Below are 12,128 nucleotides of genomic sequence, written 5' to 3' on the forward strand. Positions count from 1 at the left end.
GCTCAGTCCTTCTTGCGCGGCGTGCGCTCAGGTCGCGCCGGCTCGCCGCCGCCCTCGGGCGCCGGCGGCTTTTCCTCGGCGCCGCTCTTGCGCGCGGAGTCCTTGATGCCTTGCATGTCTCGGGCTTCGCGGATCAGGCCGGGCATCTTGGCGAGGCTGCCGCCCTCGACGCCGATATCCGAGAGGATCGAGTCGATCAGCGGCGCCTGCACGCGGTAGCGCAGCGCCGAGTCGATCACTTCGTCAGTGGCGCTGCGTCCGGTGCCGTTGCCATGCCCGTTGCCGTTGAGGCCGTCGACCTGGAGGATGCGGATGCCCTCGATCTTCTCCATCGGCTTGACGCTCTCGCGCACGATGCCCTCGATCCGGTCGAGCAGCTTGCGGCGGAACAGCGAGTAGCGCGCCTGATCGGTCAGCACGTTCTCGGCCTCGTTAAGCAGACGCTGCGCCTCGGCCTCGACCGTGGCACGGACCCGTTCGGCCCCGGCTGCGATCCTGGTTTCCTCGGCCTGCTTTTCGGCGAGCAGCACCTCGACGGTCTTGCGCCGCTTTGCGATCTCGCTTTCGCGCGCGGTGACGACGCGTTCGGCCGCTTCGGTGGCGTGGATCCGGGCGTCCTCGGCCGCGGCTCGTGCCGCGGATTCTTCCAGTGATTTCTGATGCAGCGCGATGGCCTTTTCCATCAGCGCGGTCTCGACATCCTTCTCGCGGTTGACCTCGAGCTTGCGTAGCTCGCGCTCGCGGCCGATGCGGGCCTCGTCGAGGCCACGGTCGGAGGCGATGCGGGCGCGTTCGACCTCCTCGCGGGCGACGATCTCGGCCTCCTGCAGCGACTGGTTGCGAGCGACCTCGAGCTGTTCGATCGCACGGCGCCGCTCGATCCGGGCCGCCTCCAGCGCCTGCTCGCGGGAGACGTCGGTGGTGTCGATGTCCTTGCGCGCCACAATTTCGGCCTGCCGGACCTGCCGGTCGGCATCGATCCGCTCGGAGCGCTTGGCGGCGAGCGCGATCACGCGCTCCTCGTCGGCGAGCTCGATCGCCTTCTTCTGGTCGATGTTGAGCACTTCGCGGGTCCTGGAGGAGGCGATCCGCTCACTCTCCAACGTCAGCTCGACATCGATGCGCTGCCGCTCGATGGCGTCGCGGCGCTTCAGCTCGGCGGCCTCGATCGCCTCGGTGCGCGCGATCTCGAGCCCGCGGGTTTCGCGCTCGGCGCGGATGCGCTGCGCGGCGACCGACTTCTCCTGCGAGATCCGCGCCGCCTCGATCGCCTCGCGGGAGGCGATATCGGCTTCCTCGATCGCGCGGGTGCGGGCGATCTCGAGCGCCCGGACGTGCTCTTCCTGGGCGATCCGCGACGCTTCGGTGGCTTCGCGGGCACTGATCCCGGCGATCTCGACCGCCTGGTTGCGCTCGATCTCGAGCTTGCGTGTGGTGTGGTCGGCGGCGATGCGCTCGGCGGCCAGCATCTTCTCGCGCGCGATGCGGGCGGCCTCGACCGCCTTCTGCGCCTCGATCTCGGCTTCCTGGATGGTGCGAACCTGCTGGATTTCCAGCGCGCGGGTGCGCTCGTCCGAGGAGATGCGCTCGACATTGACCGTCATGGTCTGGGCGATGCGCGCCTTCTCGGTGGCCTCGCGCGCGGCGATCTCGGCCTCGTCGACCGCGCGGGTGCGCTCGATCTCGCGGCGCCGGGTCTCCTCCTCATTGGCGATGCGGGCATCGGTGACGACGCGGTCCTGCTGGATCCGGGCCTTCTCGATCGCCTCGCGAGCGGCGATCTCGGCTTCCTCGACCGTGCGCATCCGCTCGATCTCGCGCTGGCGCACCTCGCGCTCGGAGGCGATGCGGGTGGTGTCGACCGAGCGCTGGTTGGCGATCCGGACCTTCTCGATCTCCTCGCGCGCCAGCAGCTCCTTCTCTTCGACCGCCCGCGTCCGCTCGATCTCCTTGTGCCGGGTCTCGCGCTCCGAGGCGATGCGTGCTTCGGTGATCGCCTGCTCGTTGGCGATGCGCGCTTTCTCGATGGCTTCGCGCGCCGCAATCTGGGCCTGCTCCGACTCTGTCTCGCGCAGCGCGCGCTCGCGGGCGACCTCAGTGCGCTGCAGGGCACGGCGCATCTCGATGTCGCGTTCCTGCTCGAGACGGGCGGTCTCGCTTTCGCGCTCGATCTCCAGCGCCTGCCGCTCGGCCTCGAGATTGCGGGAGCGGATCTTGATCATCGAGTCCTGCTCGATGTCGTTGCGCAGCTTGCGCTTGGCCTCGATGTCCTCCATCAGGCGGGTCAAGCCTTCGGCGTCGAAGCGGTTCGAGGGATTGAAATATTCGAGGTCGGTCTGATCGAGATCGGTGATCGCGACCGACTCCAGTTCGAGGCCATTCTGCGCCAGTGCTTCGGCGGCATTGGCCTTGACGCGCGCCACATAGTCGCCGCGCTGCTCGTGCATCTGCTCCATCGTCATCTCGGAGGCGACTGAGCGGATCGCGGAGATGAATTTGCCGGAGAGCAGGGTGTGGAGCTGCTCGGGCTCCATGGTGCGGCGGCCGAGCGTGGCGGCAGCGATCGAGACCGCTTCGCGGGTCGGCTGAACCCGGACGTAGAAATCGGCCTCGATGTCGACGCGCATGCGGTCGCGGGTGATCACCGCGTCCTGCCTGGAGCGCACGATCCCCATCGGCAGCACGTTCATGTTGACCGGCGTGTAGTCGTGGATGAAGGGCAGCACGAAGGCGCCGCCATTGATCACCACGCGCTCGCCGAGGAAACCGGTGCGGACGAAGGAGACCTCCTTCGACGAGCGGTGATACAGCCAGTTCACGACATAGACGATGATGACGATCGCGACGATTGCGACGATGAGCCAGAGGATCAATTCACCGACCAGCATCCCCGACATCTCTTCCTCCCTTGGTCACGGCGGCTAGCGCGCGCCGATCGCCTTGAATTTGCGAACCTGATCCGTGAGCGCCCGCTCGACCGGCAGGCGTTCCATCGAGGAGGCGCCGTAGAAGCCGTGGCAGTTGCGGGTCTGCTTCATGATGAAATCGGCATCGGCGGGGTCCGCGATCGGACCGCCATGCGCGAGCACGATGATGTTCGAATTGACGCTGAGCGCGGCCTCGGCCCAGGCCTCGATGCGGGCAGGGCAGTCGGCGAGCTTTGGCGCGGTCTGCGCGCCGATTGTGCCGCCGGTGGTGAGGCCCATATGGCAGACGATGATGTCGGCGCCGGCGATCGCCATCGCGGCAGCCTCCTGCTCGCTGAACACATAGGGCGTGGTCAGCATGTTCTTCTCATGCGCCTTCGCGATCATGTCGATCTCGAGCGCATAGGACATTCCGGTCTCTTCGAGATTGGCGCGGAAGGTGCCGTCGATCAGGCCGACGGTCGGGAAGTTCTGCACGCCGGCAAAGCCGATCGCCTTGAGCTGGTCGAGGAACACATCCATGTCGCGGAACGGATCGGTGCCGTTGACGCCGGCGAGCACCGGCGTCCTGGTCACGACCGGCAGCACCTCGCCGGCCATCTCGACGACGATGGCGTTGGCATCGCCATAGGGCATCAGGCCGGCGAGCGAGCCGCGGCCGGCCATGCGGTAGCGGCCGGAATTGTAGATCACGATCAGGTCGACGCCGCCGGCCTCCTCGCATTTCGCCGACAGTCCGGTGCCGGCGCCGCCGCCGACGATCGGCTCGCCGCGTGCGATCATGGCGTGAAACTTCTTCAACAGCGCTGCGCGTTCAAACCTGGCCATGGGTCACCTCGCCACTCTCCGCCGACCACCGGCGCGTCCGAGCAAGGGGCGGAACGCGCTGACGATGGCGGCGCTGAACTCGGGATCGTTGATATTGCGCTTGATGTGGATGATCTGCCGGTTGCCGGTCTGGCGCACGGTGCGCTCCAGCGCGCGGAACAACGCTGCATCGGCCTCCGGGTCCCAGAACGGCTGGCCGGGTGCATCGAGCGCGGAGACGCCGCCCTCGGCCAGGAAGAAGCGCACCGGCCCGTCCATCTGGTTGAGCCGTTCGCCGATCCAGCGGCCCATGCGCTCGTTCTCTTCCGGCGTGGTCCGCATCAAGGTGACCTGCGGATTGTGGATGTGGAATTTGCGCTGCCGATAGCGCTCCGGGATCGTGTCGGGTGCGCCGAAGTTCACCATGTCCAGCGCGCCGACCGAGCCGACATAGGGCACGCGGCTGCGGACGATGGCGCCGAAGCGATCCTCGGTCGCCGGGAACACGCCGCCCATCAGGAGGTCGCAGACCTCGGTCGTGGTGAGGTCGATCACGCCGGCGAGTTGGCCGGACTCGACCAGCTTCTCCATCGAGCGGCCGCCGACGCCGGTGGCGTGGAAGACGAGGCACTCGAAATCCTCGCGCAGGTCCGCCGCGATCTTCTGCACGGCCGGGGTGGTGACGCCGAACATGGTGATGCCGATCGCCGGAAGGTTCGCGCCTGCGCTGCGCTGCTTGCCGGCCTGCTCATCGAGCCGCGCCTTAACCATGCCGACCAGCGCATGAGCGCCGTTGCCGAGCACCGTGCGCGAAATCGAGTTGAGACCCTGCACGTCGGTCACCGAATACATCATGGTGATGTCGGCGGGACCGACATAGGGACCGACGTCGCCGGACGCGACCGAGGAGATGATCAGCTTCGGCACGCCGACCGGCAGCGCGCGCATGCCGGGCGCGACCAGCGACGCGCCGCCGGAGCCGCCGGCGGAGATGATCCCGGCGATATTGCCCTGGCGACGCAGCCATCGCTCGAACGCCTCCGCCATCGCCGTCACCGAGGCGCCGCGATCGGCGCCGAACACGCCGGAGCCGCCGCGGCCGTGGTTCAGTGCGATCTCCTGCGCGGTGACATCGCAGCTCGCCGCTTTGCCGCTGGTCGAGACGTCGACCAGTCGCGTGCGCAGGCCGCTGCCGGCGATGATATCGCGGATGAAGCGCAGCTCGGCACCCTTGGTGTCGAGCGTGCCGACGATGAGGACGACCGGTGGCCCGGACGTTCGGGAGGTCGTCGGTTCGCGTCGCTGCCGGGTTGCCTCCTCGAGCCGAGTGACCCCGGTGGACTGCGTCCGTGCGGCGGCCTCGATGCGGGCGATCGGCACCGGCTGCGACCAGCGGGTCGGCAGCACGGGATTGGAGACGTAGATGCGGGTCGGCCCCTTGCGTTCCGGCTGCGGGGCACCGGCCGCTTCGGCCTTCGCCGGTGCTGGCTCGGCGTCGGTCTCGTCGGCGCCATGGGTGCCGACGCCGAGCAACCGCTGCTGCAGCTCGCGGTCGGTTGCAAGGCGGGCGGAATCGATGATCCGGTTGATCCGGCCATTGACCATGATGGCGACGTTGCGCGACACCGCCGTCGCCACACCGATGTTCTGCTCGATGACCAGCACGGAGATGTCGCCCTCATCGCCGAGCCGCAGCAGCATATCCTCGACCTGGGCGACGATCACGGGCGCAAGGCCTTCGGTCGGCTCGTCCATGATCAAGAGATGCGGATTGGTCAGCAGCGCACGCGCGATCGCGAGCATCTGCTGCTCGCCGCCGGACAGCTGGTTGCCGCCGTTGGTCTTGCGCTCGGCGAGGCGCGGGAAGGTGTCGTAGATTCGCTCGATGGTCCAGGCGCCGCGCCGCAGGCCGCCGGCAAGCGCAAGGTGCTCGTCGACGGTCAGCGACCGCCACAGGCGGCGGCCCTGCGGCACATAACCGACGCCGAGCCGGGCGATCCGTGCCGGATTGAGCCGCGTGACCTCTTCGCCGCGAATCCGGATCGAACCGCCGCTGGCACGCACGAGGCCCATGATCGCCTTGCACAGCGTGGTCTTGCCCATGCCGTTGCGGCCGACTACCGAGAACACGCCGGACTCGAGCGTGAGATCGACGCCCTGCAGCGCATGCGAATGGCCGTAATAGACGTCGAGGCCCTTCACCTCGAGCGCGGGCATTGCGCGGCGGTCATTCATGGCCGCCTCCGAGATAAAGCTCCTGCACCTCGGGATCGGATTCGATCTCGCGCGGCAGGCCTTCCTTGAAGATGCGGCCGTTGTGCATCATCGTCACGCTCTCGACGACGCGCAGTGCGACGTCCATGTCGTGCTCGATGATGATGTAGCCGATATGCGCCGGCAACGAAGTCAGGATCTCGATCAGCTCGCGCCGCTCGGTCGGCGACAGCCCCGCCGCCGGCTCGTCGAACAGGATGAAGCGCGGCGCGCCGGCCAGCGCCAGCGCGATCTCGAGCTGCCGCTGCTGGCCATGTGCGAGCTCGGCGACGCGCTGGTCCTTCACGCCGCTGAGGTGAACCGCCTGGACCAGCGTTTCGGTCGCGTGCATCAGCGCATCGTTCTGCCCCGGGCGCAGGAACGAGAACCGGCCACGCGAGACGCCACGGCAGGCGAGGTAGACGTTGTCCTGCACCGTGAGGCCGGGGAACAGCGCCGAGATCTGGTAGGTACGGCGTAAGCCCCGGCGGATCCGCTCATAGGGCGGGAACTGGGTGATGTCCTCGCCGAAGAAGCGGATCGTGCCGGAGGAGGGCGGGAAGTCACCGGTGATGCAGTTGAACAGCGTGGTCTTGCCGGCGCCGTTCGAGCCGAGCACCGCGCGCCTTTCGCCCGGCCGCACAGTGATGGTGACGTCGGTCAGCGCCGCCAGCGCGCCGAACAGCCTTGTCACGCCGCGCAGTTCCAGCGCCGCGCCGGCGCCGACCACGGACAGCCGCTGCGCGACGCTATCCATGGCGGCCTCCGCCTGAACGTTGCGTCGAGGATGCATTGCGCTGCCGCCAGCGTTCCCACAGGCCGATCACGCCATCCGACGACCAGAACACGATGGCGAGGAAGCCGAGCCCGATCAGCAGCCGGAAGCGGTTGCCGTCGAGCCCGAACTTGATCAGCACGTCGAGCGCGAAGGTCCGCAGCAGCACGAAGATCAGCGCGCCGATGAAGGGTCCGATCGGCCGCGTGATGCCGCCGACCACGGCGATGATCAGGACGTCGATGCAGGCTCCGACGCTGACCGAGCCGGGCGAGATCTGCCGGTAGTTCCAGACCTGCAGCACGCCGCCGAGCGCGGCGATGAAGGCGGCGAAGGCGTAGGCCGCGATGCGGTGCGCATTGGGGTTGAAGCCGAGCGCCGCCATGCGGCGGGAATTGTCGCGGACACCCTGCAGCGCGAGGCCGAACGGCGCCCGCGAGACATACTGGACGGCGAAGTAGCAGATCGCGGCGACGCCGAGCGTGACATAATAGAAGGCGATATCGGCGCGCCAGTCGACGCCCCAGAACTGCGGCGTCGCGACGGTGTTGATGCCGGTGTGGCCGTTGAAGATCGCCCAATTCTGGTTGGTAAAGTAGTAGAACGCGGCGCCGATCGCGAGCGTAATCATGATGGTGTAGATGCCCTCGGTGCGCACCGCGAGCGCGCCGCCGAGCGTGCCGAACAGCGTCGCGAGCGCCAGCGCCATCGGGGTTGCCAGCCACCACGGCCAGCCGAGGCTGATATTGGCGTTGCCGCTGATGCCGAACACCGCGACCATGTAGCCGGCGAAGCCCGCGATGGTGAGCTGCATCAGGCTGACCATGCCGCCATAGCCGGCGAGGAACATCAGGCTGAGCGCGATGATGCCGAGGATCAGCGTGGTGGCGAAGATCTCGATCAGAAAGAAGCCGTTGGCGATCAGCGGCATGATCACGAGGATCAGCGCGACCAGCCAGGCCGCCGGGTTCTGGAATTCCGGCCAGGCACGGATGAAGGCGCGGCGGGTCGCGTTGGCGGACGGGTCGGGGCGGAACTGGGTGCTCTGCAGCAGCGACATCTGTCATCGCCTCGCGAGCAGGCCCTGCGGCCGCAGCGCCAGCACCAGCACCATGATCAGGAAGGTGACGACGATGGCGTAGGTCGGGATGTAGACCGAGCCGAGTTGCTCGGCGAGGCCGATGATGACGGCGCCGAGCGCCGCTCCCGGGATCGAGCCCATGCCGCCGACGATCACGACGACGAGCGAGGCGAGCAGGAACCGCGTATCCTCGCCCGGCGACAGCGACTGGAAGGTGCCGCCGACCACGCCGGCGATGCCGGCAAGGCCCGCGCCGAGCGCGAACACCAGCACGAACACCAGCTGGATCCGCACGCCGGTGGCGGCCAGGATGTCGCGGTCGTCGACGCCGGCGCGCACGATCATGCCGATCCGCGTACGGTTGAGCGCCAGCCACATCGCGATTCCGATCACGACGGACGCAGCGAAGATCACCAGCCGCACCAGCGGGTATTGCAGATAGACCGCTTCGCCCGTTGATTTGATCGCGGTCAGCAGCGGCAGCTGGATCGGGCCGATCAGCCAGCTCGGGGTCTGGATCTGGTAGAAGTCGCCGCCGAACACCCAGAGCATCAGATCGGCGAACACGATCGACAGCCCGATCGTCACCATGGTCTGCCTGAGGTCCTGACCCTCCATGCGTCGGAACACGACGAGCTGCAGGATCACGCCGACCAGCGCCACCGCGATGAAGGCGATGATGAAGCTGAGGAGCCACGACCCGGTCCAGCTGCTGATCGCGTAGCCGACATAGCCGCCGAACAGATAGAGCGAGCCGTGCGCGAGGTTGACATTGCGCATCAGGCCGAAGATCAGCGTGAAGCCGCTAGCCACCAGGAAGTAGAGCCCGCCGAGCGTGATGCCGTTCAGCACCGCGTTCAGGAACACGCGCTTGCGGCCGATCGCGGCCTCCAGCCCCGGCGGCCAGATCGCGAACACCAGCCACGCGAGCACCGCGACCGCGATGATCACGATCAGTGCCCAGGCCGGATGGCGTTCGATGAACCTGGCCATCTCCGTCGCGTTCCCTCACTGGTCGCGACCGTCTGCCGGGCCGCGTGTCCAGTATCCTACCGAGGGCGTAAGCTCAGGATTTGATCGACAGTATCTTTTATCGTGCGCTCCGGAACTCCTTCACGGCCGCAACACCTTGGCGGCGCGGCGATAGTCGGTCGGGGCCATGCCGACATTGGCGGCGAAGAAGCGGGTGAAGCCGCTCTGCGAGGAGAAGCCGAGGTCGAAGCCGATATCGGCGATCGGCGTCTCGGTCGCCACCAGCGCATCGAGCGCCTGCTCCATGATCAGCGTGTTCATGTAGAGGTGAGGGGTGACGCCGGTCTGGGTGCGGAACAGCCGGTAGAAATGCGGCCGCGACAGCCCGGCCTCGCGCGCGATCGCATCGAGCTCGATCTCGGCGCCGGGGCTTTCCGACATCAGCTTGATCGATTTGCGCACCCTGAAATCGGTCACCGCGGCCGCCGCGCGCGCATCCTGCGCGGCCTGCCAGCTCTCCTCGTAGCAGGAGTCGATCAGCTGCCGGAGTTCGCAATCGAGGCTGCGCAGCGACGGCGCGCCGCACACTAGTGCTGCGGTGCGGCGGATCAGCCGGTCGAGCGCTTCGGTGCGCGGAAAGAAGGTGCGGCCGAACCGCAGGCCCTGTGCCGTCGCGGGCTGCGGCGCGAACCATTCGGCGTTGACATAAAGCACGAAGAAGATCGCGCCGTGGTCCATGTCGGTCGGCAGAAAGTTGTGCGGTTCCCACGGGTTGACCGCGACGACGGTGTCGTCCTTGAGCAGCAGCCGCTGCTCCGAGACGTCGATCTGCGCCGGCGTTCCGCCGACATGAAAGATCAGATGCCCCTCGCGGTGCGCATGCACGTTGAAGGGACGGTTCAACTGATAGACCGTCGCGCGACCGAACCGGCCGTGGAAGACGGCAAGCGCCCTGCTCATGCCTCCCCTCCCGCGGGATGTTCTTGTCTTTTCGACAAGGGTTCATCATCCGCCCGCGGAAAGCAAGGGCGAGCAGGGCTCTTGATGCAACCGCGCACCATGCCGCGGCCGTTCAGCCTGCACTGCAACAAATACGTCAGTACTTCTTGCACTCCGGGACCGTGCGGCTCGGCAGGCCGATCTTGGCGAACACCGCCGGATCGTAGCCCAGCGTCTGGTTGACGTTCGGGATCACCTTGACGACCTTGCTGAACAGCGCGCCCTTGCCGTCATCGACCACCTCGGTGACGAAATTGGTGCCGATCGCCTGGCGGTTGGAGTCGAGCTTGATCTTGCCGTTCGGCGCGTCGATCTCGATCTTCGCCAGCGCGTCCTTGAGCTTGGCCTGGTTGTTGGAGAGATCGCCATTGACCTGGCGCAGCGCCAGGATCAACGCCATCGTCGAGCCGTAATAGTTGGTCGCGAGCAGCGAAGGGCTCGGGAAGCGTTTGGCCGGCGGGAAGGCATCCTGATAAGCCTTGACGAATTTCTGCCAGCCCGGATCCTCCCAGGTATCGGCCTGGCCGCTGGCGGCGATGGTGCCGATCAGAGCGTTCTTGGCGTTGCCCTTCGACGACAGGATGGTCTGGTCGATCATGATCGAGCCGCCCATCAGATGCGCCTTGCCGCCGGCCTGCTGATACTGGTTGAGGAAGTTGACGGCATCGGCGCCGCCGAGGCCGAGATAGATCGCGTCGACGTCGTCAGGCAGCGCGGCGATCACGGAGGCAAAGTCCTTGGTGCCGAGCGGCACCCATTGTCGGTTGGTGACCTGGCCGCCGGCGCCGCAGAACTCGAGCACCAGGCCAAATACCTGGGTGTAGATGAAGGAGTAGTCCTCGCCGACGGTCGCGATCTTGCGATAGCCCTTGGTCTCATAGGCGTATTTGCCGAGGCCGACCTGCCACTGCGCGCCGTCCATGTTGTAGCGGAAGAAGTTCGGCGCCGGATCGACATAGGTCGTTTCCTGCGCGCCGGAGGCGGCGTTGACGAAGGTCAGCTCCGGATGGGTCTTGGCGAAGTTCTTGACCGCGATGCCTTCGTCGCCGGACAGCGGCGACAGCAGGATTTGCACCTTGTCCTGCTCGATCAGCTTGCGCACCGCGCGCACCGCGGAGTCGGGCGTCGCGTCGGTCGAGGCGACGACGAATTCGAGCTCCTTGTCGCCGATCTTCTTGCCGAGCACGTTGAGCGCCGTCTGGAAGCCGCGCATGCCGTCCTCGCCGAGCACCGTGTAGGTGCCCTCGAGCGTCGCGGTGACGCCGACCTTGATCTTCTCCTGAGCGAACGCCGTGCCCGAAAGCAACAGGCTGCTCAACGCAATCAGTCCCAAACTGCCTTTCAACATCGCGCTCCTCCCTCTGCGTTGTCGCCGGCGTCCACTTGGCGTGCGAAGGCTGATGGGCGTCCGGTTGTTGCCGGCAAAGCTAGCCGAAGGCGGGCGCGGCGCGGATGTCGTCGGCGCCAATTGGCTTAACGGGCAGTCTCATTTTGATTGTTGCGCCGCAGCGCGGCTCGCGGCGCAATGCCGCGGAGCGTGTTCGGTGTCATCACCGCGCATGCGAGTGATCCAGTATTCGAGAGACGGTCCTGCTTGAGCCGAGAGGTCACGGTGCACTGGATGCTCGCACGCGCGGGCATGACACCGAAGAGAATGCCGTCCATGCTCTCTCCGCACGTCGTCCCGGCGAAAGCCGGCAACTGTTACGTTGGTTTGGTCTGCAGGTACGGCTTTCGGTCTCGCATCATGGCATTGAGGACCGTCAACAGCTTCCTGGCGACGGCGATGAGGGCGAGTTTGGCTGGTTTTCCGGCCTGTCGCAGTCGTGCATAGAAGGCCTTGAACGGATCAGCCCTGCGAATTGCGTTGAGGGCCGCCATATAAAGGGCGTCACGAACGCGCTTTCGGCCGCCCGCAATTTTGCGCTTGCCGCGGAAGGCGCCGCTGTCGACGTTGAAGGGAGCAAGGCCAGCAAGCGCTGCGAGTTGTTTCGGTCCGACCCGCCCGAGTTCCGGCATCTGGGCGATGAGCTGCATGCAGGCCACCGGACCCACGCCGGGCAGCGAACGCATTAACTTCGCATCGTCCGCGATCTCCGCTTCGGCTTTAATCAAGGCGCCGATGTCGGCCTCGATCTCGGCGATCTCGCTGTCGAGGACCTCGATGAGGCGGCCAATGCGTTCGGCCATTGCACGATCGTCGGCCTCGCTGCGCCGGTTCTTCTCCTGGGCGCGCATGAGGTACCAGCTGATGACGCGTGTGGCGGATTGTCCGCAAGATGCGGTTGCCGGAACCGATGGTGGCGCGCATCGG

Annotated in this window: 10 protein-coding genes; all 10 read right to left on the reverse strand. The window is 66.7% G+C overall.

Features of this window, described 5'->3' with window-relative positions:
* Positions 1-2: 2 nt before the first annotated feature.
* Positions 3-2,897 (reverse strand): flotillin family protein, encoded by a 2,895-nt coding sequence (locus J2R80_RS14615; protein WP_141343039.1) that lies wholly within the window; start codon positions 2,895-2,897, stop codon positions 3-5.
* Positions 2,898-2,921: 24 nt separating this feature from the next.
* The gene (locus tag J2R80_RS14620; RefSeq protein ID WP_141343038.1) at positions 2,922-3,755 is read right to left on the reverse strand and encodes a phosphoenolpyruvate hydrolase family protein; all 834 of its coding nucleotides are present in this window, start codon (positions 3,753-3,755) and stop codon (positions 2,922-2,924) included.
* Positions 3,756-3,758: 3 nt separating this feature from the next.
* Positions 3,759-5,969 (reverse strand): ABC transporter permease, encoded by a 2,211-nt coding sequence (locus tag J2R80_RS14625; RefSeq protein WP_253638793.1) that lies wholly within the window; start codon positions 5,967-5,969, stop codon positions 3,759-3,761.
* Positions 5,962-6,744: an ABC transporter ATP-binding protein gene (locus J2R80_RS14630; RefSeq protein ID WP_016847809.1), complete on the reverse strand. Its 783-nt coding sequence runs from the start codon at positions 6,742-6,744 to the stop codon at positions 5,962-5,964. Before J2R80_RS14630 ends, J2R80_RS14625 begins: the two co-directional genes overlap by 8 nt.
* Positions 6,737-7,822 carry a branched-chain amino acid ABC transporter permease gene (locus tag J2R80_RS14635; RefSeq protein ID WP_253638794.1) on the reverse strand — a complete coding sequence of 362 codons (1,086 nt, stop codon included), beginning with the start codon at positions 7,820-7,822 and terminating at the stop codon, positions 6,737-6,739. Before J2R80_RS14635 ends, J2R80_RS14630 begins: the two co-directional genes overlap by 8 nt.
* Before the next feature lie 3 nt (positions 7,823-7,825).
* Positions 7,826-8,836, reverse strand: a complete 1,011-nt coding sequence (locus J2R80_RS14640; RefSeq protein ID WP_141343035.1) for a branched-chain amino acid ABC transporter permease — start codon at positions 8,834-8,836, stop codon at positions 7,826-7,828.
* A gap of 120 nt (positions 8,837-8,956) precedes the next feature.
* Positions 8,957-9,775, reverse strand: a complete 819-nt coding sequence (locus J2R80_RS14645; RefSeq protein WP_016847806.1) for a helix-turn-helix transcriptional regulator — start codon at positions 9,773-9,775, stop codon at positions 8,957-8,959.
* A 136-nt stretch (positions 9,776-9,911) separates the two neighbouring features.
* Complete coding sequence (locus J2R80_RS14650) at positions 9,912-11,162, reverse strand: ABC transporter substrate-binding protein (RefSeq protein ID WP_028333311.1); 1,251 nt, start codon at positions 11,160-11,162, stop codon at positions 9,912-9,914.
* A gap of 125 nt (positions 11,163-11,287) precedes the next feature.
* Positions 11,288-11,479, reverse strand: a complete 192-nt coding sequence (locus J2R80_RS14655) for a hypothetical protein (protein WP_141343034.1) — start codon at positions 11,477-11,479, stop codon at positions 11,288-11,290.
* Positions 11,480-11,518: 39 nt separating this feature from the next.
* Positions 11,519-12,052 carry a transposase gene (locus J2R80_RS14660; RefSeq protein ID WP_253638795.1) on the reverse strand — a complete coding sequence of 178 codons (534 nt, stop codon included), beginning with the start codon at positions 12,050-12,052 and terminating at the stop codon, positions 11,519-11,521.
* Positions 12,053-12,128 lie beyond the last annotated feature (76 nt).

The sequence above is a fragment of the Bradyrhizobium sp. USDA 4541 genome, from assembly GCF_024171085.1.
Lineage (GTDB): Bacteria > Pseudomonadota > Alphaproteobacteria > Rhizobiales > Xanthobacteraceae > Bradyrhizobium > Bradyrhizobium australafricanum.

Coding starts and splice junctions, on each gene's coding strand:
- J2R80_RS14615 (WP_141343039.1), bottom strand. CDS start 2,897: ATGTCGGGGATGCTGGTCGGTGAATTGATCCTCTGGCTCATCGTCGCA.
- J2R80_RS14620 (WP_141343038.1), bottom strand. CDS start 3,755: ATGGCCAGGTTTGAACGCGCAGCGCTGTTGAAGAAGTTTCACGCCATG.
- J2R80_RS14625 (WP_253638793.1), bottom strand. CDS start 5,969: ATGAATGACCGCCGCGCAATGCCCGCGCTCGAGGTGAAGGGCCTCGAC.
- J2R80_RS14630 (WP_016847809.1), bottom strand. CDS start 6,744: ATGGATAGCGTCGCGCAGCGGCTGTCCGTGGTCGGCGCCGGCGCGGCG.
- J2R80_RS14635 (WP_253638794.1), bottom strand. CDS start 7,822: ATGTCGCTGCTGCAGAGCACCCAGTTCCGCCCCGACCCGTCCGCCAAC.
- J2R80_RS14640 (WP_141343035.1), bottom strand. CDS start 8,836: ATGGCCAGGTTCATCGAACGCCATCCGGCCTGGGCACTGATCGTGATC.
- J2R80_RS14645 (WP_016847806.1), bottom strand. CDS start 9,775: ATGAGCAGGGCGCTTGCCGTCTTCCACGGCCGGTTCGGTCGCGCGACG.
- J2R80_RS14650 (WP_028333311.1), bottom strand. CDS start 11,162: ATGTTGAAAGGCAGTTTGGGACTGATTGCGTTGAGCAGCCTGTTGCTT.
- J2R80_RS14655 (WP_141343034.1), bottom strand. CDS start 11,479: ATGGACGGCATTCTCTTCGGTGTCATGCCCGCGCGTGCGAGCATCCAG.
- J2R80_RS14660 (WP_253638795.1), bottom strand. CDS start 12,052: ATGCGCGCCCAGGAGAAGAACCGGCGCAGCGAGGCCGACGATCGTGCA.